The 25144-nt window shown below is 56.2% G+C and carries 23 protein-coding genes; 14 read left to right on the top strand and 9 right to left on the bottom strand.

The genetic code is table 11. The annotated features are described in order from the left end of the window. Window positions 1-28: 28 nt before the first annotated feature. On the bottom strand, window positions 29-523 hold the full coding sequence (locus AC3DKS_RS02000; RefSeq protein ID WP_015754885.1) for a hypothetical protein: 495 nt from the start codon (window positions 521-523) through the stop codon (window positions 29-31). Window positions 524-615: 92 nt separating this feature from the next. Between AC3DKS_RS02000 and AC3DKS_RS02005 the strand changes: the two genes are divergently transcribed. Next, window positions 616-3528, top strand: a complete 2913-nt coding sequence (locus tag AC3DKS_RS02005) for an FAD-binding and (Fe-S)-binding domain-containing protein (RefSeq protein ID WP_272607277.1) — start codon at window positions 616-618, stop codon at window positions 3526-3528. Here the strand turns inward: AC3DKS_RS02005 and AC3DKS_RS02010 are convergent. Continuing rightward, on the bottom strand, window positions 3517-4380 hold the full coding sequence (locus AC3DKS_RS02010; protein WP_272607278.1) for a UDP-2,3-diacylglucosamine diphosphatase: 864 nt from the start codon (window positions 4378-4380) through the stop codon (window positions 3517-3519). The genes AC3DKS_RS02005 and AC3DKS_RS02010 overlap by 12 nt on opposite strands. A 247-nt stretch (window positions 4381-4627) precedes the next feature. On the opposite strand from AC3DKS_RS02010, the gene aroC reads away from it, so the two are divergent. The 5 genes from aroC to AC3DKS_RS02035 all read left to right on the top strand — a co-directional run bounded on the left by aroC (window position 4628) and on the right by AC3DKS_RS02035 (window position 10160). Then, a complete protein-coding gene (gene aroC, locus AC3DKS_RS02015; RefSeq protein ID WP_272607279.1) occupies window positions 4628-5692 on the top strand; it encodes a chorismate synthase in 1065 nt (354 codons plus the stop codon). Window positions 5693-5756: 64 nt separating this feature from the next. Continuing rightward, window positions 5757-7082 (top strand): dicarboxylate/amino acid:cation symporter, encoded by a 1326-nt coding sequence (locus AC3DKS_RS02020; RefSeq protein WP_015754889.1) that lies wholly within the window; start codon window positions 5757-5759, stop codon window positions 7080-7082. 60 nt (window positions 7083-7142) lie between these two features. Further along, window positions 7143-8174, top strand: coding sequence for a glutathione synthase (gene gshB / locus AC3DKS_RS02025; RefSeq protein ID WP_083760718.1), 1032 nt, complete (start codon window positions 7143-7145; stop codon window positions 8172-8174). Then, window positions 8167-8991 carry an N-formylglutamate amidohydrolase gene (locus tag AC3DKS_RS02030; protein ID WP_015754891.1) on the top strand — a complete coding sequence of 275 codons (825 nt, stop codon included), beginning with the start codon at window positions 8167-8169 and terminating at the stop codon, window positions 8989-8991. Before gshB ends, AC3DKS_RS02030 begins: the two co-directional genes overlap by 8 nt. Beyond that, a complete protein-coding gene (locus tag AC3DKS_RS02035) occupies window positions 8988-10160 on the top strand; it encodes a peptidase MATCAP family protein (RefSeq protein ID WP_272640685.1) in 1173 nt (390 codons plus the stop codon). Before AC3DKS_RS02030 ends, AC3DKS_RS02035 begins: the two co-directional genes overlap by 4 nt. 34 nt (window positions 10161-10194) lie before the next feature. Here the strand turns inward: AC3DKS_RS02035 and AC3DKS_RS02040 are convergent, their stop codons facing one another. Further along, the gene (locus tag AC3DKS_RS02040) at window positions 10195-10647 is read right to left on the bottom strand and encodes a thiol-disulfide oxidoreductase DCC family protein (protein ID WP_015754893.1); all 453 of its coding nucleotides are present in this window, start codon (window positions 10645-10647) and stop codon (window positions 10195-10197) included. A gap of 118 nt (window positions 10648-10765) precedes the next feature. Then, window positions 10766-12940 (bottom strand): endonuclease MutS2, encoded by a 2175-nt coding sequence (locus AC3DKS_RS02045; protein WP_272607281.1) that lies wholly within the window; start codon window positions 12938-12940, stop codon window positions 10766-10768. Window positions 12941-13090: 150 nt separating this feature from the next. Here AC3DKS_RS02045 and ung point away from each other — a divergent pair, with 150 nt between their 5' ends. Next, a complete protein-coding gene (ung, locus tag AC3DKS_RS02050; RefSeq protein WP_272607282.1) occupies window positions 13091-13756 on the top strand; it encodes a uracil-DNA glycosylase in 666 nt (221 codons plus the stop codon). 71 nt (window positions 13757-13827) lie between these two features. On the opposite strand, the gene AC3DKS_RS02055 is transcribed toward ung, so the two are convergent. The 5 genes from AC3DKS_RS02055 to AC3DKS_RS02075 form a co-directional block, all read right to left on the bottom strand. Continuing rightward, a complete protein-coding gene (locus AC3DKS_RS02055; RefSeq protein ID WP_272607283.1) occupies window positions 13828-14700 on the bottom strand; it encodes a substrate-binding domain-containing protein in 873 nt (290 codons plus the stop codon). A gap of 19 nt (window positions 14701-14719) precedes the next feature. Further along, entirely contained in the window at window positions 14720-15586 is an 867-nt protein-coding gene (locus tag AC3DKS_RS02060; RefSeq protein ID WP_272607284.1) for a nucleoside phosphorylase, read from the bottom strand. Between the two features lies 1 nt (window position 15587). Next, the gene (locus AC3DKS_RS02065; protein ID WP_015754898.1) at window positions 15588-16520 is read right to left on the bottom strand and encodes a DUF1835 domain-containing protein; all 933 of its coding nucleotides are present in this window, start codon (window positions 16518-16520) and stop codon (window positions 15588-15590) included. 87 nt (window positions 16521-16607) lie between these two features. Further along, the gene (locus AC3DKS_RS02070) at window positions 16608-16946 is read right to left on the bottom strand and encodes a translation initiation factor (RefSeq protein WP_272607285.1); all 339 of its coding nucleotides are present in this window, start codon (window positions 16944-16946) and stop codon (window positions 16608-16610) included. 6 nt (window positions 16947-16952) lie between these two features. After that, a complete protein-coding gene (locus AC3DKS_RS02075) occupies window positions 16953-17903 on the bottom strand; it encodes an isopenicillin N synthase family dioxygenase (protein WP_041327208.1) in 951 nt (316 codons plus the stop codon). Window positions 17904-17997: 94 nt separating this feature from the next. On the opposite strand from AC3DKS_RS02075, the gene AC3DKS_RS02080 reads away from it, so the two are divergent. The 7 genes from AC3DKS_RS02080 (at window position 17998) to AC3DKS_RS02110 (ending at window position 25142) form a co-directional block, all read left to right on the top strand. Continuing rightward, entirely contained in the window at window positions 17998-19995 is a 1998-nt protein-coding gene (locus AC3DKS_RS02080; protein WP_272607286.1) for an alpha-ketoacid dehydrogenase subunit alpha/beta, read from the top strand. 159 nt (window positions 19996-20154) lie between these two features. Continuing rightward, window positions 20155-20637 carry a lipocalin-like domain-containing protein gene (locus AC3DKS_RS02085; protein WP_272607287.1) on the top strand — a complete coding sequence of 161 codons (483 nt, stop codon included), beginning with the start codon at window positions 20155-20157 and terminating at the stop codon, window positions 20635-20637. A gap of 3 nt (window positions 20638-20640) precedes the next feature. After that, a complete protein-coding gene (locus tag AC3DKS_RS02090; protein ID WP_272607288.1) occupies window positions 20641-21336 on the top strand; it encodes a YiaD family glycine zipper/OmpA-like lipoprotein in 696 nt (231 codons plus the stop codon). 84 nt (window positions 21337-21420) lie between these two features. Further along, window positions 21421-22536, top strand: coding sequence for an NAD(P)/FAD-dependent oxidoreductase (locus tag AC3DKS_RS02095; protein ID WP_272607289.1), 1116 nt, complete (start codon window positions 21421-21423; stop codon window positions 22534-22536). After that, window positions 22533-23249, top strand: a complete 717-nt coding sequence (locus AC3DKS_RS02100; RefSeq protein ID WP_272607290.1) for a methyltransferase domain-containing protein — start codon at window positions 22533-22535, stop codon at window positions 23247-23249. Before AC3DKS_RS02095 ends, AC3DKS_RS02100 begins: the two co-directional genes overlap by 4 nt. Next, a complete protein-coding gene (locus AC3DKS_RS02105; RefSeq protein ID WP_272607291.1) occupies window positions 23246-24313 on the top strand; it encodes a type III polyketide synthase in 1068 nt (355 codons plus the stop codon). The genes AC3DKS_RS02100 and AC3DKS_RS02105 overlap by 4 nt, the downstream gene beginning before the upstream one ends. A 43-nt stretch (window positions 24314-24356) precedes the next feature. Then, complete coding sequence (locus AC3DKS_RS02110) at window positions 24357-25142, top strand: SDR family oxidoreductase (RefSeq protein WP_272607292.1); 786 nt, start codon at window positions 24357-24359, stop codon at window positions 25140-25142. Window positions 25143-25144 lie beyond the last annotated feature (2 nt).

A 25144-nucleotide genomic window follows, 5' to 3' on the forward strand; every position in this document is an offset into this window, starting at 1 on the left:
CAAGGGTTTTCAGGTCGTTGTACGGTTATCAGAATTGGTATCGGATTCCCAGTGCGATATCGAAATCAAAATTATCCGAAAACCCATCGTAGCCCGTCAGCCCGAGTTCCGGCCGGAAATCCAGGGAGAGGAGCAGCGGAATGTCGAAATTGTATTCGATACCGATGTCGCCGGCGGCAAAAAGGAACAGGCCCCCATCGTCATCCACAGGGAAACCCGGATCGAAATCCACGCTCCCAAGGCCCCCGCCAACCCCGTAATACCAGTTGAAGTTGCCATCCAGTATACGTACCCACTGGTAGATGCCGGTGAGTTTAAATGCGTCGAAGTTCCGGGAATCGCGCCATCCCAGATCCACCTCTACCCGGTTGGATCGGGCGATGGATTTCTGGTAGGAGATTTCCGCCCCGAAACCGTCGCTGTCACCCAGCCGCAATCCGAGTGCGTGGTCCGAAATACTCTGGGCACTCAGCCCGGTCGTAAGCAGAACGGAAAAAATCGTTAGAATTCGTAACACTTTCATACAATTCGGTTTTATTTTGCTGCCAAAAATAGGCCATCTCAGGTGGCCTTCCGTTAATAAAAACTTAATTTAGACGTCAAAAATTGCCCGGATTGGAGATTTCTGAACTCAAACAACTTGCGCAGTCGCTCGGAGGGACGCTGCATTGGGACGAACTGCACCAGGCCCTCTATGCAACGGATGCCTCGGTTTACCGCATGAAGCCCCTGGCTGTGGCTTTTCCCAGGGATTCCTCGGATATCGCAAAGCTGATCCGTTTTGCCAGGGCCCACGGGGTTGGTTTAATACCCCGGACGGCCGGTACTTCCCTGGCCGGACAATGCGTGGGGCCGGGAATCGTTGTGGACGTATCCCGCCACATGACGGAAATTCTGGAGCTCAATGCGGAAGAGCGCACCGTCCGCGTGCAACCGGGGGTGGTCCGGGACGAACTCAATGACTTCCTGAGGCCCCACGGCCTGTTTTTCGGGCCAAACACCTCTACCTCCAACCGCTGTATGATCGGGGGGATGGTCGGAAATAATTCCAGCGGTACGACCTCCATTCAATATGGCGTGACGCGTGATAAAGTCGTTGCCCTTACCGCACTGTTATCCGATGGGAGCGAAATAGACGTCCGGGATCTCAACCCACGGGAATTCCACGAGAAAGCCCAGGGCGAAACACTTGAAGCAAATATTTACAAGGAGATCCATAAGGAGCTATCCAATAAGGAGATACAAAATGAAATAGTTCGAGAATTTCCGCATCCCGACATCCACCGCAGGAATACGGGCTACGCAGTGGACGCGCTGTTGGATACCGCCGTTTTCGGACGGTCCGATGCGCCCTTTAACCTGGCGAAAATCCTCAGCGGGAGCGAGGGGACGCTGGCATTTACCACGGAGATTACCCTCCGGCTGGACCCACTGCCCCCAGGTGTTTCCGCTATGCTTGTGCCGCATTACCGTACGCTCGATGACAGCCTGTCGGACGTGGTGCCGGCCATGACGCACGACCTGCATCTCTGCGAGATGATGGACAAAGTGATCCTGGATTGCACACGGAACAATCGGGAACAAAGCGAAAACCGCTTCTTTGTGGAGGGCGACCCGGCGGCCCTGCTCATGCTCGAAGTGCGGGCCGGGGATGCCGATGCCCTGGAAACGCGGATACGCGCCCTGCAAGAGACCCTGAAAACCGCCGGGAGGGCCTATGCGGTTCCCGTCCTGTACGGGGATGATATCCGCAAAGCTGTTGATTTGCGCAAGGCGGGGCTTGGGTTGCTGGGAAATATGGTGGGCGACCATAAAGCCGTTGCGTGTATCGAAGACACGGCTGTTGCCCTGCCGGACCTCAGGGATTTTATCGGGGAATTCACGAAAATCATGGAGGGCTACGGGCAACAGGCCGTGTATTACGCCCATGCGGGGGCAGGAGAGCTTCACCTCCGGCCCATCCTGGACCTCAAAAAATCGGCGGACGTGGCCCTTTTTCGCTCAATCACCACAGACGTGGCCCGACTGACCAAAAAGTACCGGGGCTCCTTCAGCGGGGAACACGGTGACGGGATAGTCCGTGCGGAATTTATCCCGATGATGATCGGGGAGGAAAATTACCAGTTGCTGCGGCGAATCAAAACGGCCTTTGACCCAAAAGGCGTTTTCAACCCCGGGAAAATCGTCGACGCGTTTCCTATGGATCGCTCCCTGCGTTACGAGCCGGACCGTGAGGAACCCGAACCCGGTACACTTCTCGATTTTTCGGACAGCCAGGGAATATTACGCGCCGCCGAAAAATGCAATGGCAGCGGGGACTGCAGGAAGTCGCATACGATGGCCGGAGCCATGTGCCCGAGTTACCAGGCCACCCGCCGGGAGTCCGATACAACACGCGGCCGGGCCAATACGCTGCGGGAAATGCTTACCCAATACCCGGGAAACAACGGTTTTAACCGGCCGGAACTCAAGGAAGTGTTTGATCTTTGCCTGAGCTGCAAGGCCTGTGCCCGGGAGTGTCCGAGCAACGTGGATGTGGCCACACTGAAGGCGGAATTCAGCTATCAGTACCAGAAGGCCAACGGCTTTTCGCTCCGCAACCGGCTATTTGCCTACAACACCCGGATAAACGCCCTGAACAGCCGGGTGGCCGGCCTGGCCAATGCCCTGACGGGGAACAATGCCGTGGGCCGGGCTCTAAAGCGCCTTGCGGGGGTGGCCCCGGAGCGGACCCTGCCGCCCGTTGGCCGCGCCGATTTTGACGGCCACCTGCGACGGCTGCAGGCCGAATACCGACCTGAAGGCCGCCCGGTAGCCCTGTACATTGACGAGTTTACCCGTTACCTGGATACGCGGCAGGGGAAAGACGCCGTGGAATTACTGACACGCCTGGGATACCGGGTAGAACTGTTTTTTGCGGAAAGCGGCCGAACGTTTATCTCCAAGGGGTTTCTGGAACAAGCCCAGCGCCTTGCCCGGAGAAACAGTTTCGCCCTGTCCGCCCTGACTGAAAAAGGAATTCCGCTATTGGGGCTCGAGCCGTCGGCGATCCTTACCTTCCGGGACGAATACAAGCGTATGGGGCTGCCGCCCGAAACCGCCAGCCGGATAGCGGGGAACGCCTTCCTTATTGAGGAATTCCTGGCGGGCGAGGCTCGGGAAGGCCGCATTGGAAGCGACCGGTTTACCCGTGAATTCCGGGAGGTGAAGATCCACAACCACTGCTACCAGAAAGCGCTTTCGGATCAAAAGATCACCTTCGACATATTGAACCTGCCGGAAAATTACCGGGTATCCATAATTCCTTCGGGCTGCTGTGGGATGGCGGGCTCATTCGGATACGAAAAAGAGCACTACGGGGTGAGTATGGCGGTGGGCGAGCTGCGGCTTTTCCCGGCTATCCGGAAATCGGAGGATACCGTATTATTGGCGGCCAACGGGACGAGCTGCCGGCATCAGATCTACGACGGAACAGGCCGGCGGGCCGAACATCCGGTAACACTGCTTAAGGAGGCGTTAATCGCCTGAACCGTCTGTGGTTTTCTCGTCTTTTTTGGTTTCGGTAATCTCCAGAATACTGGAGATGAGCTGGTTCATGTCCATCCCTTTGAGTTCTTCGTCAGCAAAGAAAGGGAGGAGCTTGTCTTCCTGGTATTTGTAGAGTTTCCAGCGCTTGAAATGGTATTCGAGGGCCGTCAGGCTCTCCACCCAATCCCCGGAATTCAGATAGAGACAATTTCCTTTTGGGGTCTCTCTCCACGCTTTCTTCGGATGGTGGATATGTCCGCATATCACCGTGTCGTAGCGGTTTTCCAGGGCCAGGTCTACGACAGATTTTTCAAAGCGTTCCCGGTGTCCGGCAGCAGCCCGGTTTTGCCCGGCGCGACGTGCCAGGGAATAAGGCCCGCGGCCTGTCAGGCGGCGCACCCGGTTGAAGCCCCGGTTGGCAAGGAACAACAGCCGGTAACCCAATGCGCCCAGGCGGACGACCCACTTGGTTTGCGTACCCGCCAGGTCGCAGATATCTCCGTGAAAGATCCAGGTTTTGCGGCCGTCCAGGTTGAGCAGGAGTTTATCCCGGATCTGCAGGTTCCCCAGGGTGGTCCCGGTAAACTTCCGGAAGACCTGGTCCCGGTTCCCGGTCAGATAATACACAGTGGTACCCGAGGCAGCCAGTCCGAGGATTTTCTTAAGCACCTTGAAGTGGGAGGGAGGGAAGTACGCCTTGTCGAACCGCTCGAAATCGAAAATATCCCCGTTTAAAACCAGGGTTGCCGGGCGAATACTGCTCAGGTAGGCGAGCAGGGAGTCGGCCTGGCATTCCCGGGTCCCCAGGTGGACATCCGAAAGGACTACTATATGCGGCTTGCGCTTTTTCAATGGAGTTCAGGTATTTGGGGTCAAAATTATGACGTCCGGTATATAAACGGAAATCCCGTAGATGAATTCTTCCCTTCCCCAAGGTTAAGTTTACGTAAGGCAAGCCGCTTTTGAGTTTAAGCGACTATTATTCGATGCCCTTTGGTTCGCAAGGTGTTAAGAAGTAACTTTGGGGCTTGTTAAATCCCGGGAATCCGACGTCCCATTCCATCCGGAATCGGGTGCCCCGCGTCCAAATTACACTACAATGGCAGGAAACAGCTTTGGTACGGTTTTCAGGCTCACCACCTTCGGGGAGTCACACGGTAAAGGATTGGGCGGGGTAATCGACGGTTGCCCGGCCGGTTTGAAAATCGACCTGGAGGCCATCCAGAAAGACCTGGACCGACGCAGGCCCGGGCAGTCCGCCATTGTTACCCAACGCAAGGAGTCCGACCAGGTGCAGTTTTACTCGGGGATATTCGAGGGGGAAACCACCGGGACCCCCATCGGTTTTCTGATTCCCAATGCCGATCAGAAATCAAAAGATTACAGTCACATCGCCGGTACATACCGGCCCTCCCATGCGGATTATACCTACGATCAGAAATACGGCAAGCGGGATTACCGCGGTGGCGGGCGCAGTTCCGCCCGGGAAACGGTTTGCCGGGTGGTGGCCGGGGCGATTGCCAAACAGCTCCTGGGGGATGTATCGATCCAGGCTTATGTTTCCCAGGTGGGAACCATGGCCCTGGATACCCCGTATGGGGAATTAAACCTGGAGGAGGCCGAAAACAACCCGGTCCGCTGCCCGGATCCGGAAATGGCATCCCAAATGGAAGCGCATATCCGGGAGGTCCGTAAATCCGGGGATACGATAGGCGGGGTGGTCAGTTGCGTCATCCGGGGCGTGCCCGCCGGGTGGGGGGAGCCCGTTTTTGATAAACTGCACGCCTGCCTGGGCGGGGCCATGCTTTCGATCAACGCGGTGAAGGGCTTTGAATACGGCAGCGGCTTCCAGGGCGTCACCATGCGGGGCAGCGAGCACAATGACGCCTTTAACCCGGACGGCAGTACCCGGACAAATCACAGCGGGGGTGTACAGGGCGGAATCAGCAACGGCATGGATATCTATTTCCGTGTGGCCTTTAAGCCGGTGGCCACCCTGCTGCAATCCTACGACACCATCGACAAAGAAGGCCGGGAGGTCACCGTCCAGGGGAAGGGAAGGCACGACCCGTGCGTCGTCCCGCGGGCCGTCCCTATTGTGGAGGCCATGGCAGCCCTGGTCCTCGCGGACATGTCGCTGCTGGCCCGGCTCTCCCAAATCTGAAAGCCTGAATTTGGGGGGATTCCCGCATAAATAGTATCTTCCGGGCTCAAACCAAATAACCTATATGAGGAAGCTCGACCTGCACTGGCAAATCCTGATCGGGATGTTGCTGGGTATCGTTTTCGGATTTGTAATGACTTACCCGGACTGGGGGGCCGAATTTGTCCAGGACTGGATCAACCCCTTCGGGACAATATTTGTCAAACTCCTCAAACTCATTGCCATACCGCTGATCCTGGCCTCCCTGGTCAAGGGGATTTCCGACCTGAAGGACATCTCCAGTTTCCGGAATATCGGCCTGCGGACCATCGGGATTTATATCGTGACCACAGTGGTGGCCATCAGTATCGGTCTGATCCTGGTCAATATCATGAAGCCCGGGAACGGCATTTCAGAGGAAACCATCGCCCAGCTCGAGCAAACCTACGCCTCGGATGCCGGGGTTACATCCAAACTGGAGGAAGCGAGCCGGCAGCGGGAGAGCGGACCCCTGCAGTTCCTTGTGGATATGGTGCCCGACAACGCTTTTCAGGCCCTGAGCGACAATGCGCTCATGCTGCAGGTGATTTTCTTTACCATTTTCCTGGGGATCAGTATGCTGCTTATCGGGGAGAAGGATGCCGAGCCATTGAAAAAGTTTTTTGACGCCCTGAACGAAGTGGTCCTCAAAATGGTGGACCTGATCATGCTGACGGCACCGGTAGCCGTCTTTGCGCTCCTTGCCAACGTGGTGGTCTCCTCGGGAGATCCGGATCTGCTCCTGGCACTGCTCAAGTACGCCGGAGTGGTTGTCCTCGGGCTCTTCCTGATGATCGTCTTCTACAGCCTCGTGGTCGCTACCTTTACCCGCTACAACCCATGGACCTTCCTGAAGAAGATCAGCCCCGCCCAATTGCTAGCCTTCTCCACGAGTTCCAGCGCGGCCACCCTGCCGGTTACCATGGAGCGGGTGGAAGAACATATCGGGGTGGATAAGGAGGTCTCGAGTTTTGTGCTGCCCGTAGGTGCCACCATCAACATGGACGGGACCAGCCTGTACCAGGGGGTTGCGGCCGTTTTCATCTCCCAGGCGCTCGGTTTTGAGCTGAGCCTTGCCGGGCAACTGACCATCATCCTTACCGCGTTGCTGGCCTCCATCGGATCCGCCGCCGTGCCTGGCGCCGGGATGGTGATGCTGGTGATTGTCCTGGAGTCCATCAATTTCCCCGCAGACAAACTGGCCATTGGCCTGGCGCTGATATTCGCCGTCGACCGGCCGCTGGACATGCTCCGTACAGTAGTCAACGTTACCGGGGATGCCACGGTTTCCATGATGGTAGCCAAATCGGTGGGGAAACTCGGGAAACCCAAGGTCAAAAACTGGGACGATCACCTGGACGAAGTTCGCTGAGCCACCGGAGTCCGGCCGGTTTCAGTTCTGGCGGAGAATGCTTAACGAAAAATGCGCAATATGAATATCTGTTTCCTGATGTATCCCTGGGAAGAAATCGACCCGGACAACGATACGAGCCTGGCGCTCATCCACGAATGCGTGCGGCGCAACCACGGGGTGGCTGTTTGTACCCCGGCCAACCTCACCATCCGGAACAGCGTCACCAGCGCGTTCTGTACGGTGATCAACCGGATGGAAAAGATACCCGGTAATTTGAAAGCCTTCTACAAGAAGGCGACTACCCGGGAGGAGATGCTTCCTCTGGCCGGATTCGACGTGATATTCATGCGTGCCAACCCACCCCTGGACCCACTCATGCTCAACTTCCTGGACTCGGTAAAGGACGATGTGTTTATCGTCAATTCCCTCCGGGGGTTGCGGGAGGCCAACAACAAGCTGTATACGGCAGCGTTTGGCGATACGCACAGCAACATCATACCCAATACGCACGTATCCAAAAACAAAAATTACCTGATCCGGCAGATCAAAGAATCGGAATCCGACCGGATGATCCTGAAGCCGCTTAACGGATACGGGGGTTCCGGGGTGATTCTCATTGAAAAGTCGGCCATGTCCAACATCAATTCGCTGTTGGATTTCTACATCACCAATTCGGACGGCACTTCAAATTACGTCATCCTCCAGGAGTACATCGAAGGGGCCGACCAGGGGGATATCCGGATCCTGCTCCTCAATGGGGAGCCAATTGGCGCCATGCGCCGCATCCCGGGCTCCGGCGACCACCGTTCGAATGTTTCCGCAGGGGGTTCCGTGGCCAAGCACACGCTGACCAAACAGGAAAAGGCGCTTTGCAAGCAGATTGGCCCAAGGCTGGTCAGCGACGGGCTCTATTTTGTGGGGATCGACGTGATCGGCGGGAAGCTGGTAGAGGTGAATGTGATGTCCCCGGGCGGGATTACCTACATCAACAAGGCTTATAAAACCAAGGTGCAGACCAAGGTTATCGATTTTATTGAAAGCAAGGTGATGGACAAGTTGAAGGCCTTTGACCGCCGTTCCCGCCTGCGTAAAGAGGTTGACGATGCTTAGGCTCCCGGTGGCGGAGATGCTCCGCCGCATTGAACGGGGAGAACCCTTTGAAGCCGTAGCCGATGACTATTCCTTCCGGCTGAAAATCGAAGAGTACGCCCCCCTGGTGTGCGGGGCTGTCCACGACGGGCACCAGTTCCGCAAAGCACTATGGGGTATCTGCACACATACGGAATACGAGCGATGGTATGAGGAGGACCCCTGTACCCGCGACATGGTAGCCGACCACCCGATAGTCCTGGCGGGCTGTGACAGCCGGTTTGAATACGACCTGAACCGCCCGCCGGAGTCTGCTATTTACGAGGACGCCTGGGGCAAACCCCTGTGGAAGCGACCCCTTCCCGGGAGGGAGCATCAGCTCAGCCTGGGAAAACATCAGGCCTTTTACCAGGTAGTCCATGCCCTGGTCGGCAAGCTGGAGTCCCTGCACGGCGCCGTTCTGGTCATCGACATGCACAGCTATAATTACCGTCGCTGGCAGCGGGAGGTACCCACCTGGAACCTGGGGACCCGCAATATCGACAATGCGCGTTTTGGACACCTGGCCGAGGCCTGGCGGGCAAAACTGGCGGATATCGTATTGCCCCACGCGATCCCCTCCACCGCCCGGATCAACGATACCTTTCAGGGCAACGGATACTTTCTGAAATTCATCACCCGAAACTTCGGAAACACCCTGGTGCTCGCCACCGAGATCGCCAAGGTGTATTGCGACGAGACAAGCGGCATCCTCTATCCGGAAGTCGTGGCGGCTGTACGCCGGCAATTGAAAGAATTAATACCTTTGCAGCTCGCCGCATTCCGAAAATCCCTATGACCGAACCCCGAATACACCCCGACCTGCAGCAAGAGTACGCCCGGGTCCTGGAAATCGATACCCACCTGGACCGCCTGGTAAAGCGCATCGAATTGCTGCAGTACGTCAACCCGCTGAATACGGAAAAGGAAAAACACCGGTTTTTCGCATCGAAATTTACGGAGGAGCCTCAATTTAAGTATCCCAAACTCAAGTTCGACCCCTATAAGCTGCACCGCCTCTTTTTTTCCCATCGGCTGGATCGCATTGAGGACCCCGTGATCCGGGACATGTATAAGGAGGTCATCTACTTTTACGCGAATATGGTGCAGTGTATCGAAACGATCGGGCACGGAAAACGGTTCTACTACAATTCCCTGAGAGTCTACGGCACGCCGACGGAGAAAGACGTGGAAAACGCCCGGTTTATCCTGCATTTTGAAGACGAACCCGCTTTCGGGAACATGGAAAAACGGCACAGCCCGGAAGCGGCCCGGGCCTACTTTGAGAAATTCGCAAAGCAATACGATTTTCCTCTGGACATCCGGTTCTCGACGCATATTGCGGCGGAGGCCATGGTGAGCAATAGCAGCCGCAGCCTGCTTATCAAGCGGAACGCCCGGTTCAGCGATAACCAGTTGCTCACCCTGGCACACCATGAAATTGGGGTGCACCTGGTCACAACTTTCAACGGGCTGGCGCAACCCCTGAAAATATTTTCCAATGGATTGCCCAAAAACGTGGAGACCCAGGAAGGCCTGGCCGTTTTCAGCGAATACATGGGCGGCGCCCTTACTTTAAAAAGACTTAAAGAGATATCATACAGGGTATTAGCATCTGATAGTTTAAGTAAAGGTTACAGCTTTGCAGATACCTTCGATCTGATCCACAACCAGTATAAGCTGGACCGGGATGCGGCATTTACGATTACGCTGAGGGCGCATCGGGGGGGTGGTTTCACCAAAGACCGGCTCTACCTGAGTGGGTTGCGCAAGATCTATAAGCGCTATTTGCGGGAGGAATCCATGGACCGGATGCTCACCGGCAAGGTTGCCCTGGATTTCGAAAAGCAGATTGCCTACCTGCAGGACATCGGCCTGGCCGTGAAAGGGCCGCACGACTGCCTGAGTTTTCGGGATAAGCGCAATACCAATCCCACACTGGACTTTATCCTTAACAACCTGAAATAACGGGGCATTGGGCTGTTAAGGCCCGATGCATCCATTAATCCAGGAACTTTTCCTTTATTTCCGGGGTGGGCAGCATGCAATCCTGCCGTTTGCCGAACCAGCCGTACCGGTTGCGAGCCACCAGGTCGTAAACCCAGTCGCGAACCGCACGCGGGATCCAGCCGGTGAGGAACGGCAGCCAGCGGTACCCCTTCAGGTCCCTTGCAATTTCCAGAGCGGCGTCGGATTTGATGTAATAGGCTACCCCGGGGTCGATCAGGATGATGGAGTCTACCTGTTCCGTGTCAATGCCCCTTTCCCGGGTCAGTTCCCGGGCTGTTGGCCCCTGCAACGGCGCCATCAGGAAAACATCTTGCCTGTCTCGCTGGATGATGCGCTGGACCGCAGCGTTGCAAAGGTTGCAAACACCGTCGAACAGGATGATTTTTTTGCCTTCAGGGAAATCCATGTCGCGAAGATACGTCGGGGTTTGCGATTTCTGCTGCATGGAATTTGCGGAGGGCTAAATTATCTTGAATGAGGGGCGGGGAGGGGCACCCCTAATAGGATAAATCGCCGCTTTATATCCACAGATTAAATGAAGCTACCCGGCTGCATATGCAGTATCACCCCTTCTTGCCTTTTTCCACCAATTCCAACTGGTCCACACTCACATTGGTGGTAAATATCCCGTAGTTGACAATCGCTTTGTCCTTCTCGATGCTGTCAATACTGCCCACGGATTTGCCGTCTAGCAGCCGCACCCTGTCGCCCACCTTCAGCACGGGCTTTGGTCGGGACTTTTTGCGCTTTTCTTCCTGTTTCTTTTTCGCAGCCTTTTGGCTTCGTATCTCCTTTATCTCCTTCTTAATCTGTTGGTTGGCCTGCTCTTTCTTTTTGATCTCGGCCCGGGATTCAGCCGATGGCTTTTTGCGCTTGCTGTTCTCGGTTTCCACGATGCGCAAGAGCTCAGAGATAAGCGGGCGCTTCTTTTTCTCCCGGAAATACCGTTCGGCCGCCTTGTCCACCCGGGTGCCCAGGTGGATCATCCGCTGGTGGTAATCATAAAGCTCCTGGTAGCTGCTGAGTTTTTCCTTCAATTTGCTGTTCAGGGTCTCCAACTTTTCGGCCTCCTCCCGCGCTTTGCTCTCTTCTTCCTGAAGCCGGTCCCCGGTCTTAGCCATTTTGCTGCGTTCCTTCTGGAGTTTGGCGATACTCTCGTCGAATCGCACCTTGCCCCGGGATACTTTCTTTTTGGCTTTGTTGATCAGGCTGAAAGGGATGCCGTTTTTCTGGGCTACCTCAAACGTGAAGGAGCTCCCCGGCTGGCCCACCTCCAGGCTGAATACCGGCTCAAGGGTTTTTCGGTCAAAGAGCATGTTTGCATTGCTGGCATGTGGCAATTCCCCCGCCAATGCCTTTAAATTGGCGTAGTGCGTGGTGATCACGCCAAAAGAGCCCCGTTCGTAGAAGGTTTCCAGGAAGGTTTCCGCCAGGGCGCCGCCGAGTTCTGGGTCGCTGCCCGTGCCGAACTCATCGATCAGGAAAAGGGTTTCCGCATTGCATTTTCGCAGGAAGCGGTTCATGTTTTTCAACCGGTAGGAATACGTGCTCAGGTGGTTTTCGATAGACTGGTTGTCGCCGATATCGGTGAGCACCTGATCGTAGAGCCGGCAGGAACTTCGCTCGTGGACGGGGATAAGCAGGCCGCTTTGCAGCATCACCTGCAGGAGTCCGATGGTTTTCAGGGTGATACTCTTCCCGCCTGCATTCGGCCCGGAAATTACGATAATCCGGTTCTCCGGGTGCATCCCGATGGTCTGGGGCCAGGTTTTCAGGCCCTGTTTCCGGTTGCTGAGCAGGAGCAACGGGTGGTAGGCATCGCGGAGGTAGTGCTTCCGATCCGAATTGATCTCCGGGAGGATCCCCCCGTAAGATGCCGCATAACGTGCCTTAGCTGCCGTCAGATCGATTTCCGTCATGACATCCTGGTAGGTGGCCAGATCCGGAATAAAAGGCCTTAAATCGGCTCCCAGGGCCCGGAGGATTTTGTGGATTTCATCCTTTTCGTCGAGTTCCAGCAATTGGAGTTCCCGGTTATGCCGTTCGGTAGCCTCCGGTTCGACATAGACAATACTGCCGGTCTTGGAAGTGCCAAGCACATTGCCCTTTACCTTGCGACGGTACATCGCTTTCACCGCGAGTACCCGCCGGTTCTCGACCACCGACTCCCGAATTTCGTCCAGGTAATCCGCTTGCTGGTAGCGCGACAGGGCGGAATTGAAACTCTTGTTGATTCCGGCCCGCGCCTGTTCCATCTTCCGGCGGATCTCCCGCAGATTGTCCGAGGCGTCGTCGCGGATTTCCCCGAAACGGTCAATCACCCCGCCGATTCGCTCCGGGATTATCCCGTGGAATTCCGCCCGGGTAACCCATTGGTTCAGATACGGGTAATAGTCTGCAAACTTTTTAAAAAACCGCTGGTGGTCCCGTATCAAACCAGCCAAATCGGACATATGCCGGAAAGCCTCGATGGGCAGTAAACTGTTTTCCACCTTAAGCATCCCCAGGAAGGAGTCTACCGGTTCAAACCCGTGATTCGGGATCTGGTTGTCGTTTTCAAACGACGCCAGGTATTCCGAGGCGCGAGTCAGGCTATCCTGCAGGAGCCCGGCATCCCGGAAAGGGGTAACCGACCGGGCCGCCTGCCTGCCGGGGCCCGTATGGCAGAATGCCTCGAGTTGTTTCCGGATTTCCGGGAATTCCAGGTCTTCAAGCGTTTTTGCAGTGATTTTCTTCATCGTAACAGGCAACCTGGCAAAGGTAGTCAATGCCGGTAAAAAGCGGAATGGCGAATTACTGAAAAGGACGGCGCGCCCGCCCGCCTTCCGCCGGGTATTTTGTACCTTCGCCGAATAGCCCCGTCTCCCTGAAAAACCAACTGATTCCTCATGGAAGTACGCATAAATCCGGCCTGGAAACCGCTTTTGCAACCGGAATTTGAGAAACCCTATTTCCGGAAACTCACCGATTTTGTCCGTCGGGAATACAACGAGCACACTTGTTACCCGAAAGGGGCGGAGATCTTTGCAGCCTTCTCCCACTGCGATCCCGATGCAGTCAAAGTGGTTGTCATCGGTCAGGACCCCTATCACGGACCGGGGCAGGCCAACGGGCTGTGCTTCTCAGTTCGCGAGGGCGTAAGCCATCCGCCTTCTTTGGTGAATATATTCCGGGAAATTGAGCGGGATCTCGGGCAGCCCTGCCCGCAGAGCGGGGATCTTGGCCGGTGGGCCCGACAGGGGGTGTTGTTGCTCAACGCTACCCTGACCGTTCGCGCCCACAAGGCGGGAAGCCACCAGAAACAGGGCTGGGAAATTTTCACCGATGCGGTAATCAGCAGGCTTTCGGAAGATCGCGACAACCTGGTGTTCCTGCTCTGGGGCGGATTTGCCAAGCGCAAGGCGCCCCTGATCGACGCGGCGAAACACCATATCCTTACCTCGGGCCACCCGTCCCCGCTGAGTGCCAATCGGGGGCTGTGGTTTGGCAACGGCCACTTCAGAAAAACAAATGAATTGCTGGAAGCGGGGGGGAGGAGCCCAATCGAATGGTGATTGGAGCTCCTGCAGGAGCAGGCCGCCTTTACGGGCGTGCATCCCGGGAAAATCCCCCGCCTAGAAAGGGTTTATTTGGGATTCCCGGAGGTGGGCTCCCATAAAAAATCCTCCTTCCTGATATTGTTGGATAATAAGTTTAATTCAAATAATGTATTGATTACATTATCAAGAACTTGTACTCCAACCTGTTGCTGACTCCACTCGGTGATTTTTAGCCAGGAACGTATATCCTTCAATTTCTGATCATACCGGAGCGCCAGGGTCTGGTCGATATCCGGGATGGCTTTGAAGCGAGAGGTGTAACTATTGATGACCTGCAGCAGGGTTTGCAGGACCCCGGGCTTTGAACGCGCATATTCGCCTCGGGCAACCAAAACAAAACAAGGCCATGGGGTTGGGCAGACCCCGACCCGCCGGAACACATCGGAATCGACCAGGGGCTGGGTGGTAAACCGTTCCCACATAAAATAATCGGCTTCCCCCGCAGACAGGGCGCTAACTGCCCCGTCCAGGGTATCGACCACCTCAAAACCCATGGATTGCGTATCCCAGCCCATGTTCCCGGCAAGGACATAAGCCATCAGGTGGCTGCCACTTCCGTACCGGCTGATGGCCGCCCGGCCGTTTTGAAGCTCTCCGACCTCCCGGAAATCGCTTTTACTGCCCACATGGATGCCCCATTGCAGCGGAGATCCCACATATTCCTGGACAATGACGGCATCCAGCCCCCCGGAAGCCGCTTTGACAAATCCTTCAGTGAGTATCAGGGCGAGATCTGTCTCCCCTGCTTCGAGCATGGCGCACATGCGCCCGGTTCCCTGGGGCACATCCGTCCATTCGAGGCGGATGCCCTGTCGGGCAAAGGCGCCGTCCTGAAGTGCGAGGTGCCAGGGCAGGTTGAAATGTTCCGGGACTCCGGCTATTCGTGCCAAATTTTCCATAGAATCCAATTTATACCAGTTATACCAGGATTTCCAAAGTGCGGGTGATCAACCGGTCGATAGTCCGTGACGGGTCTTCGGAGAACTCCCCGTTTGCCCGGTTGGCCAGGATAGCGCTCAGGGAGGCGGCCTGGTGGCCCAGCAAGCCGGCCAGCCCGAGGATGCCAGCTGTTTCCATCTCCATATTGGTAATCCGGAGGTCCCCAAACCGGAACTCAGCCATCCGGGCCAACCAGTCCGGTTGTTGAAGGGGCAGGCGCAACCTGCGGCCCTGGGGGGCGTAAAACCCCGGGTTGGTAGCCGTCATCCCGCGGATGACTTCCGACGTACTCAATAAATCCGTAAGCCCGGGATCGGGGGTCACCACGTAGGGCACCGCTTTCATAACAGACCATTGCATCGCCTCCAGAAAGCGGTACTGGATATCTGCCCGTTGCAAGTGCTCGCTGTCATAGTAGTGCAACAAGCCGTCAAACCCGATGGCATACTCGCTGATTACGAAGGAATCCACGGGAATATCCTTTTGCAGCGCCCCGGAGGTACCGATACGGACCAGGCGAAGGCGGGTTGTCGTCGCCCTGGGTTGCCGGGTCTCAAAGTCAATGTTGAAAAGCGCGTCGATTTCGTTCAGGACAATATCGATATTATCCGTTCCGATGCCCGTGGAAACGACACTCAGGCGCTGTTTGCCCAACGTGCCCGTGTGCGTGGTGAATTCGCGCTTGGACACGGAGAATTCAACGGAATCAAAATGGCGTGAGACCTGAGGGACCCGTTCGGGATCGCCCACCAGGATGATGGTTTCGGCGAGATCCCCCGGCCGTAGATTGAGGTGGTAGACGGAGCGATCCGCATTCAAAATGAGTTCGGAGGGCTCCAGGGACATATCAGAGCTTTAGGATGCGCCCGGAATCCGAATTGTAAAGGAAGTTGTATTTCAGGGCGCCGCCCAGGTAGGCATCACTATCGCGGATCATCGAGTAATAACTCGTTTTCCGGTCCAGGATGTCCTTGCCGGTTTTATTGAGCCGCGCAGGGCTGATAGAGGAAAAGAGCGGCTTGAGACTGGATAGGATGCGTTCGTATTGAGAATCGCCGAAACCATACCACCCCTGGTTGGTCAGCAGGGACTTCATCAGGGCTTTCTTGCTTTTCGGTTTCTCCTCGGCAACTACCTGGAGGACCCGGTTTTCCAACTCGTTAAGCCCGTTGCTGATGGTCGGGAAGCGCTTGAGGTGGACCAGGATGCTGTTTTCCAGGTAATCAAATTTGTAATTCTCAAAATCCGTCAGGTTTTCCAGCCGGATCGGGTTGTCGCTGCAATAGAGTTGCCACACGTAGTCCGCGTATTCAATATCGTCCTGTGAGAGTTCTACCCGTTTGTCGAAGAGTTTGTGGATTTGTTCCTCGCTCAATTCGGAAAGGCCGTGGTACTTGCCGTCGGATTCCTGGTCGCCGCTGCAGGCCAGCGTGATCCGGGCGTGACGCCGATGCGTTTTCAGCCAGCTGATGACCGCCAGCATGTTGATCTGGCAAAAAAGGTCGTATTCAAACCACAAAATAATCTCGTCCTGCTGTTTGTGGTTGCAGAGCGAGCGGTATTCCTTCAGCGTTTTTTCGATGAACCAGGATTTGCTGACGTTGTAGTTCTTGTGGAGGAATTCAAACCGGGTTTTCCAAAAGGCTTCGCTGCCCACATTGGTCTCCGTCTTCCCCTCGCACAGCATCTCCCGCCAGGTGATAATGTCGCCCTTCAACTTCAGTTCTTGTAATCGCTGGGTGAAATTATCCCCGTTGGTAATGTGCAATTGGGAACTCATTTTCGGACTGTTTTGGTTGCGGTTCTATCGAGTAAATGTAATACTTCGTCGATAAAAAGCAAAACTAATTAACAGATACCCGGCGTATTATCCGCCTACCCGCTTTACGTTAAAACCTTTGCTTTTAAGAAGTTGCATAATCTGGTCCCGGTAGTCGCCCTGTATGAGGATGCGGTCGTCCTTGTAGGAGCCTCCAACCCCCAGGTGCTTCTTGATTTCCCGGGTAAGGGAAGCGAAATCCGAATCGGCACCCGTATAGCCCTCAAGGACCGTTACCGGCTTGCCGCGGCGCTTCTCGTAAATACAGCGGATGGGGTCTTCCTGCAGCCAAACGGGGTTTGGGTCGGGATTCCCCGAATCGGATTCCGATTCCGGTTCCGGTTCGTGGTCGGGAAACAGGTTTTTCAGTTGATCTCGCAGGTCCATGTGCAGCTATTTTTTCACCAAGCCGAGCTCCACCAGCCGTTCGTGCAGGAATTCCCCCGCGGTGATGTCCTCAAAGCGTTTCGGGTTTTCCTCGTCGATGCAGTGCTCCAGGCAATCCAGGGGCATCGTGCTGATGGGGTGCATAAAAAACGGGATGGAATAGCGGGAAGTACCCCAGAGTTCCCGGGGCGGGTTGACCACCCGGTGGATCGTCGATTTCAGCCGGTTATTCGTCAGGCGCGATAGCATATCGCCCACATTGATCATCAGCTGGTCCGGGGCGGCAATTGCGTCGATCCATTCGCCCTTGTGGTTTTGTACCTGCAGGCCCTTGCCGTGCGCGCCCATGAGCAGGGTGATCAGGTTGATATCCCCGTGGGCCGCTGCCCGGACGGCATCTTTGGGTTCCTCCGTGATGGGCGGGTAGTGGATGGGCCTCAGGATGGAATTCCCGTTGTGGATGAATTCGTCAAAATAATTCTCGGGCAATTCCAGGCGGAGCGCAAGGGCCCGTAAAACATACTGCGCGGTTTTCTCAAGCATCTTGTAGGCTTCCCGGCCCACTTTGTTAAACTCCGGCAATTCTTCAACCAAGACATTATCCGGGTATTCCGCTTCGAGCTCCGGGTCGTCCTCCACGTATTGCCCAAAATGCCAGAATTCTTTCAGGTCGCCCGCTTTTCGCCCCTTGGCGTGCTCTTTTCCAAAGGAGGTATACCCCCGCTGGCCTCCTATGCCCTCAATTTCGTATTTGGCCTTGACCTCCTGGGGCAGGTTGAAGAAATTCTTCACCTGACTGTAGAGCTCCTCCACGAGCTCTTCCGAGAGGAAATGCCCGCTAAGCGCTACAAAGCCAATGTCTTCAAATGCCCCGCCGAGCTGTTCGACGAAGGCGTTTTTGCGCTGGGGGTCCCCGGAGATGAAGTCGCGCAGGTCGGCACTGGGAATCTGGTTCATAGGCTGCGTTTTTACTGGCCCAAAGTTAATAAAATAATAGGCCATCCTGCCGGCGAATATGTAGATTTGTGGGTAAATACCCATTGCATACCCTATGGAAAAGACCCCGCTTGCTTTCGACTACGAATCCTTCCAGGTGCCCCGCGAGATGCAGCTCAGACTCTACCGGGAAATGTTGCGCCCCCGGCTGATTGAGGAAAAGATGTTGATCCTGCTGCGTCAGGGGAAGATTTCGAAATGGTTCAGCGGCATCGGGCAGGAGGCCATTGCAGTGGGTGTGGCGGCCAGCCTGAAGCCCGAGGAATTCATCCTTCCCATGCACCGGAACCTGGGGGTGTTTACCTTCAGGGACGTACCCCTGAATCGGTTGTTTGCCCAATGGCAGGGCAAGGCTAACGGATTTACCAAGGGCAGGGACCGGAGTTTCCATTTTGGGAGTATGGAGCATCGGATTGTCGGCATGATCTCCCACCTGGGCCCGCAACTGGGGGTGGCCGACGGGATTGCCCTGTCGGACCTTTTACAGGGGCGCAGTCGGGTGACGGCTGTGTTTACGGGGGAAGGAGCCACCAGCGAGGGGGATTTTCACGAAGCCCTGAATATAGCGTCGGTATGGGGGTTGCCGGTGCTGTTCTGCATAGAAAACAACGGGTACGGGCTGTCCACTCCTGTTTCCGAGCAGTACAATTGCGAAAACCTGGCCGACCGGGGCGCCGGCTACGGGATGGAATCGCATATTCTGGACGGCAACAACATCCAGGAGGTTTACGCGAGAATCAGCGAACTATGCGCCAGTATGCGGAAGGAACCCCGTCCGGTCCTGGTGGAGTTTAAAACTTTCCGGATGCGCGGACACGAGGAAGCCAGCGGCACGCGCTACGTCCCGGAGGAGATGATGGAGCATTGGGGGAAACGGGACCCGCTGGAAAACTACGCGGCCTTCCTTCGGGAGTCCGGGATCCTCAGCGAAGTTCGCGAGGTGCGGATTAAAAAGGAAATTCAGGAGGAGATTGATAACGCTTTGGACGAGGCATTTGCAGAACCCGCTGTTGAATTCAATGAAAGTATTGAGTTAAATGATGTGTTTAAACCATTTGTATTTAAACAAGTTGAAAAAGGATTAAATGCAAATAATATCCGCTTGGTAGATGCCGTCTCTCAGGGACTCAGGCAAAGTATGCAGCGGCACGACAACCTGGTGCTCCTTGGGCAGGACATTGCGGAATACGGTGGCGTCTTTAAAGTGACGGAAGGGTTTGCGGAGGAGTTTGGTACAGACCGGGTCCGGAACACACCCATTTGCGAATCGGGTATCGTCTCCACGGCCATGGGGCTCTCCCTGGGGGGTATGAAAGCGGTGGTCGAGATGCAGTTCTCGGATTTTGTCACGTCGGGGTTCAACCCGATTGTCAATTACCTGGCCAAGGTGCATTACCGTTGGGGGGAACCGGCAGATGTGGTGATCCGGATGCCCTGCGGTGCCGGAGTGGGGGCGGGTCCGTTTCACTCCCAGACCAACGAGGCCTGGTTTACCAAAGTCCCCGGCCTTAAAGTTGCTTATCCGGCATTCCCGGCGGACGCCAAGGGATTGCTCGCCACGGCCATCGAGGACCCGAATCCGGTGTTGTTCTTTGAGCACAAGGGTCTCTACCGGTCGCTATACGGGGATGTGCCCCAGGATTACTTCACCATGCCTTTCGGGCAGGCAGCGCGTTTACGGGAAGGGGAGGGCCTGAGCGTAATCACCTACGGCGCCGGGGTGCACTGGGCTATCGAAGCCCTGGATGCGCTGGGGGTCACCGATGCCGACCTGATTGACCTGCGGACGCTCTGTCCGCTGGACACCGGGACGGTATTTGAATCCGTCCGCCGGACCGGGAAGGTCTTGCTCCTGCAGGAGGACACGCTCTTTGGCGGTGTATGTTCGGACCTTGCCGCCATGATAGGCGAACATTGCTTTGAATACCTGGACGCGCCGGTTCGCCGGGTGGCTTCCCTGGAAACCCCCGTGCCTTTTGCCCGTAACCTGGAAGCGGGCTTCCTGCCAAAAGAGCGGTTACGCCGGGCCCTGGAAGAACTGATTGCTTACTGAGGCGGGGTAACCGGCGGCACGCTTTCCCCTTTACGATTTTAGCGGGGACACAATTCTGCGGATCGGGCAAAGTTTCTACCGGGATTTCGCGCATCTTTCGATATAGGCAACGTCCGGAAACGGGCTTAGACCGTATATATTCGAACAAAACAATCATTTATGAAACGCATACTCCCAATGATACTCCTGGCGGCAATGGGGATTCAATCCTGCTCCGTTTCCAAAGCCGTACGGGAAAAACGCAACATGATAAGCGGTACATGGACCCTCACGGATATCGTTTACGCCAATAACGAAGGGACATTTAAGGCAACCCTGTTTGACGATGCCGATGCCATATGCTATGAAGGCAGCGAATGGTATTTCCGCGACAACAACAGCACGGGGCGCTATACCATTGAGTCCGGCAGTCTCTGCAATGGGGGCGACCGGTTTTTCCGTTGGTCTGTCATTGAGCAACCTGAAAGCTACAACCCGACCTTCCAGTTCAAATTCATCGACGAAAACCGAAAGGACATCTCGGGCGGCTACGGGTACCGGCTGACAATCGAAAACCTGACGGCCACCGAAATGCAAATGCGCTCCAATGTCCGGGTAGACGGCCAGCCTGTGAGCGTTGTATATCAATTTATCAAAAAATAATCCATGAAAACCTATCGTATACGCATGGCGGGCTGGGTGCTGATCCTCGGGCTCGTATTCGGTTGCAATACCGTTAAAAATGCAAACAACAAACAGAAAGGCGCTGTAATCGGCGCCAGTAGCGGCGCGGTCATCGGCGGGGTCGTCGGCAACAATGTGGGCAAAGGCAATACCGTACTCGGCGCCATCATTGGCGGGGTAGTCGGCGGAGTTGCCGGCGGATACATCGGGGACCGGATGGACCGGCAGGCCGAAAAAATAGAAGAAGAACTTCCAGGTGCGGAGGTAAAACGCGTAGGGGAGGGGATCAATGTCACCTTCACCCAGGACCAGGGGGTCCACTTCGCCACGAACCAGTCGGCTATTGAAGGCGCCTCGGTAACCACCCTGAACAAACTGGCGGGGATTTTTAAGGAATACCCGAAATCCGTGATCCTGGTGGAAGGACATACCGACAGCGCCGGGCCGGAGGATTACAATATGAGCCTCAGCCAGCGCCGGGCAGAGTCTGTGGTCAACTACCTGGTTGCCCAGGGGATAGACAAGGACCGCTTTACGGTTAGGTGGTACGGGGAAACCCAGCCCCGTGCCGACAACTCCACCGCGGAGGGCAAGGCCCAAAACCGCCGTGTGGAAATGGGGATCATCGCCAGTGAGGCCCTCAAGGAGGAGGCCCGGAAGGAAACGGGCGGAAACTGATCGCCAGCTTCCCCGATTTGAATCCAAATAAAATTAGTCCCGGCTCCGGCCGGGATTTTTTTTGATTTCGCGTAACTTAAGAAAATGGAATTCACGGAAATCGCCATTGCGGGAGGGGGTCTGGCCGGCCTGACTGCGGCCATCGAGTTGAGGCGCATGGGGCGGGACGTTACGGTTTTTGAAAAGCATCCCTACCCGCGCCACAAAGTTTGCGGGGAGTACCTGTCGGCCGAAGTACTTCCGTATCTGGAATCCATCGGGGTAAACCTGTCGGACGGCCCCCGGATTACCCGCCTGCGGCTCCAGTCCGAAAGAGGCAGGCCGGTATTTGCCGATCTGCCGCTTGGGGGGCTGGGCATCAGCAGGTATGCGCTGGACCACCGGCTCTGCGAGGCGGCTTCCGGGCTGGGTGTCCGCCTGCGGTTTGAAACCATTCGGGAAATCAACCCCGGGGAAACAGGCAGCTCGCTGTGTACGGATGCAGGAAATTATCGGGCCGGTCGCATCCTGGCCACCTGGGGCAAGCGCAGCAACCTGGACCGGCAGCAAGACCGGCCGTTTTTTGGAAGAAAATCCCAATGGATGGCGATTAAAAACCATTACCAGGCCGATTATCCATCCGACCAGGTGGGGCTCTATACTTTTCGCGGGGGGTATGGCGGTTTGTCGGTTACGGAAACCGGAACCCTCAATTTTTGTTTCCTGATCCGCCAGGAACGATTCACCGATTTTAATTCGCCGGAAACCTGCGCAAAAGAAATTATTGCAGCACACCCCGGGTTGCGGGAGGCGTTAGGGGAGGCGAAACCATTGTTTTCACGTCCATTGGCCATTTCACAGATCTCCTTTGACGCCAAGAAGCGCCACAGGAACCAGGTATTATTTGCCGGGGATGCTGCGCAGCTGATCCACCCCTTAACCGGCAATGGTATGGCGATGGCTATCCTGGGGGGCAGGATGCTGGCCCGGCAACTCGGACAACAGGCGGGTGTCCCAGGCCCCGGAAATGGGGTGGCGAATGAAGATTATTCAGGGAAATGGGATACCGCTTTCAGGGGTCGGTTGTTATCCGGCCGTGCATTGCAATGGCTCCTGACGCGTTCCCGAATGACGGATGTCCTTGTGCGGATGGCCGGTTCTTTCCCGGGGTTGCTGCCGATTATTGTTTCGAAAACCCATGGAACCCCCGTTCATCCATGAGCCGCTTTAAAATGCGGAGCCAGGCCGCTGAACAAATGGACGACCTGGAGCTCGATGAGGGCCGACTGGCCCTGGCACTCGCGGATATTCGACGGGTTAACCGGTTGCTTGGTGGGCATGCCACGAGCCTGGCAGGCCTCAGGCCTTTTCTCAGCCTGGAAAAGGCAGGCCCGGTGCACGTGCTGGATGTGGGCTGCGGGGACGGGGAATTCCTTCGCTACCTGGCGGGGCACTGCCGAAGGGAAGAAATCCCCTGCCGCCTGACGGGGTGGGACTTTAACCCAAAGACCCTGGACCAGGCACGGCAGGCTTCCGCCGGATATCCGGAAATCGCCTTCCGGCAGCGCGACCTGCGGAACCAGCCGGAATTCCCGGAAGGAACCCTGGTCATCTGCAACCTGTTCCTGCATCATTTTACGGATACCCAAATACGGGAGCTGTTGGCGCATTGGCTCTCTCAGGGCCCGAGGGCCATCGTCGTAAATGATTTGCACAGGAATTCGGCAGCATATTATTTGTTCTGGCTTTTTGGGCTTATTTTTATGAGGTCGCCGATTGCCCGCAGCGACGGGCGCATATCCATACTGCGGGGCTTCAGGCGAAAGGATTTCAGTCGTTTGGCGGCAGGATTGCCCCTGGGGCGCACCCGCCTGGTATGGCGGTGGGCCTTTCGGTACCTGTGGACACTGGAACCTAAAAAGAAATTGCTATGAACGACGTATCGATCGTTACGGCCCAACGGGCGCTGCCCGCTTTCAGCCGAACTACCGACGAGATATTGCCCTATCTGGACCAGTGGCTCCGGGACGAACCGGACCGGCTGCGAAGGAAGGCAAGGAAGATCTTTGAAGGTGCCGGGGTAGATCGCAGATACGGGATTATGGATGTCGCCGAGGTATTTACCCCCTCGAGTTTTGAGGCGAAGAACCGACTGTATGCGGCAGGGGCCAGGGAGCTCGGGAACCGTGCCCTTCAGGCAGCGCTGGAGGCGGCCGGTTGGGAGCCGGATTCTCTGGATATTCTGATTACAGTTAGTTGTACGGGCATCATGATCCCATCGCTGGATGCCTACCTGATCGATGATCAGGGGCTTCGGGGCGATATCATTCGTCTTCCGGTTACCGAAATGGGCTGCGTTGGAGGTGTCTCCGGCCTGATTTACGCCCGGCGTTTCCTGCAAGCCGGCTCGGCGAGCCGGGCCGCAGTCCTGGCTGTGGAATCGCCTGCGGCGACCTTCCAGCACAACGACCGATCCATGGCGAACATTATCAGTGCCGCCATTTTCGGCGATGGGGCGAGCTGCGTGCTGCTCAGCAACGAAGCGGGGCAGGCCGGCCCGCGGATACTCGCCGAAGGAATGTATCATTTCCCGGAATCGACCGGATTGATGGGTTTTGACCTGACCAACCGGGGACTCCGGATGATCCTGGATCCGGATGTGCCCCACGCCATCGGCCGGAATTTCCAGCAGTTTCTCGGACCGTTTCTGGCACAGTCCGGCCTTGAAATTACCGACCTCCGGCACCTGATATTCCACCCGGGAGGGAGAAAGATCGTGGAAACCGTGTCGGAACTATTCCGGGACCAGTTGGCCAATATGGACAAAACCCGGGAGGTCCTGCGCCATTACGGCAACATGAGCAGCGCCACCGTCCTCTATGTATTGCAGGCTTATCTGGAGGATCCCAGCCTGCCACCGGGCCCCGCCCTCATCCTGAGTTTCGGCCCGGGGTTTACCGCTCAACGGATGCTGATCGAGTTCTTGCATCTTGATTAAATATCTGAGTTAAAAGCTTTGTATACAATTATATATAGATATTATGTTAACGAATACTTCAAGGGACTGCGCCCTGGTTATCGGAGGCAGTAAAGGGCTTGGCCTGGCAACGGTAGAGAAGATAGCAGCTACCGGTTATCCGGTTGCGGTTGTTCATCGCGACCCGCGCAAAGACCTCGAAGCCGTCCGGGAACATTTCGAGGCATTGCAAAACAACGGAGCCCATTTGTTGCACCAGAATACGGATGCCATCGGGGGGGAGGGGAGAGACCAGTTTCTCAATGCCCTCGAGGATTGGCTCACACCCGGTCGGAAAGTTGGCTTGGTCGTATTCAGCATTGCCAAAGGCAACCTGAAGCGTATGGTGGAGTCAGACGGCCTGACGGGGCGGGACCTGGCCATTACCTCGGAAGCCATGGCCTTTGCGTTTTACGACTGGGCCCGGGAATTGAAAGGCCGCGGGATGCTGGGTGAGGGAGCCTGCCTGGTTGCATTTACCAGCGAGGGAAGTCAACGGGTTTTACCGGCCTATGGGGCCGTGGGAACGGCCAAAGCTGCCCTGGAGGCCCTGGTCCGCCAAATGGCCGTGGAATGGGCCCCGGAGGGAATCCGCGTCAATTGCCTGCAGGCAGGGGTTACCCAAACGGATTCGCTGATGCGCATCCCCGGGGTAAAGAAATTGCTGGATCGCGCAAGCCGCCGGAACCCGAGTGGCCGCCTGACCCGGCCTGCCGATGTGGCCAACGCCGTTTACCTCCTCAGTCAGCCCGAAGCGGCCTGGATAACCGGCAATGTCCTCTGCGTGGACGGAGGCGAGAGGCTCTGCTAAAC

The organism is Robiginitalea sp. (assembly GCF_982776155.1).

Excerpts from the sequence above, each read along its gene's own strand:
- AC3DKS_RS02000 (WP_015754885.1), bottom strand. The coding sequence starts at position 523 with ATGAAAGTGTTACGAATTCTAACGATTTTTTCCGTTCTGCTTACGACC.
- aroC (WP_272607279.1), top strand. The coding sequence starts at position 4,628 with ATGGCAGGAAACAGCTTTGGTACGGTTTTCAGGCTCACCACCTTCGGG.
- AC3DKS_RS02020 (WP_015754889.1), top strand. The coding sequence starts at position 5,757 with ATGAGGAAGCTCGACCTGCACTGGCAAATCCTGATCGGGATGTTGCTG.
- gshB (WP_083760718.1), top strand. The coding sequence starts at position 7,143 with ATGAATATCTGTTTCCTGATGTATCCCTGGGAAGAAATCGACCCGGAC.
- AC3DKS_RS02030 (WP_015754891.1), top strand. The coding sequence starts at position 8,167 with ATGCTTAGGCTCCCGGTGGCGGAGATGCTCCGCCGCATTGAACGGGGA.
- AC3DKS_RS02035 (WP_272640685.1), top strand. The coding sequence starts at position 8,988 with ATGACCGAACCCCGAATACACCCCGACCTGCAGCAAGAGTACGCCCGG.
- AC3DKS_RS02040 (WP_015754893.1), bottom strand. The coding sequence starts at position 10,647 with ATGCAGCAGAAATCGCAAACCCCGACGTATCTTCGCGACATGGATTTC.
- AC3DKS_RS02045 (WP_272607281.1), bottom strand. The coding sequence starts at position 12,940 with ATGAAGAAAATCACTGCAAAAACGCTTGAAGACCTGGAATTCCCGGAA.
- ung (WP_272607282.1), top strand. The coding sequence starts at position 13,091 with ATGGAAGTACGCATAAATCCGGCCTGGAAACCGCTTTTGCAACCGGAA.
- AC3DKS_RS02055 (WP_272607283.1), bottom strand. The coding sequence starts at position 14,700 with ATGGAAAATTTGGCACGAATAGCCGGAGTCCCGGAACATTTCAACCTG.
- AC3DKS_RS02060 (WP_272607284.1), bottom strand. The coding sequence starts at position 15,586 with ATGTCCCTGGAGCCCTCCGAACTCATTTTGAATGCGGATCGCTCCGTC.
- AC3DKS_RS02065 (WP_015754898.1), bottom strand. The coding sequence starts at position 16,520 with ATGAGTTCCCAATTGCACATTACCAACGGGGATAATTTCACCCAGCGA.
- AC3DKS_RS02070 (WP_272607285.1), bottom strand. The coding sequence starts at position 16,946 with ATGGACCTGCGAGATCAACTGAAAAACCTGTTTCCCGACCACGAACCG.
- AC3DKS_RS02075 (WP_041327208.1), bottom strand. The coding sequence starts at position 17,903 with ATGAACCAGATTCCCAGTGCCGACCTGCGCGACTTCATCTCCGGGGAC.
- AC3DKS_RS02080 (WP_272607286.1), top strand. The coding sequence starts at position 17,998 with ATGGAAAAGACCCCGCTTGCTTTCGACTACGAATCCTTCCAGGTGCCC.
- AC3DKS_RS02085 (WP_272607287.1), top strand. The coding sequence starts at position 20,155 with ATGAAACGCATACTCCCAATGATACTCCTGGCGGCAATGGGGATTCAA.
- AC3DKS_RS02090 (WP_272607288.1), top strand. The coding sequence starts at position 20,641 with ATGAAAACCTATCGTATACGCATGGCGGGCTGGGTGCTGATCCTCGGG.
- AC3DKS_RS02095 (WP_272607289.1), top strand. The coding sequence starts at position 21,421 with ATGGAATTCACGGAAATCGCCATTGCGGGAGGGGGTCTGGCCGGCCTG.
- AC3DKS_RS02100 (WP_272607290.1), top strand. The coding sequence starts at position 22,533 with ATGAGCCGCTTTAAAATGCGGAGCCAGGCCGCTGAACAAATGGACGAC.
- AC3DKS_RS02105 (WP_272607291.1), top strand. The coding sequence starts at position 23,246 with ATGAACGACGTATCGATCGTTACGGCCCAACGGGCGCTGCCCGCTTTC.
- AC3DKS_RS02110 (WP_272607292.1), top strand. The coding sequence starts at position 24,357 with ATGTTAACGAATACTTCAAGGGACTGCGCCCTGGTTATCGGAGGCAGT.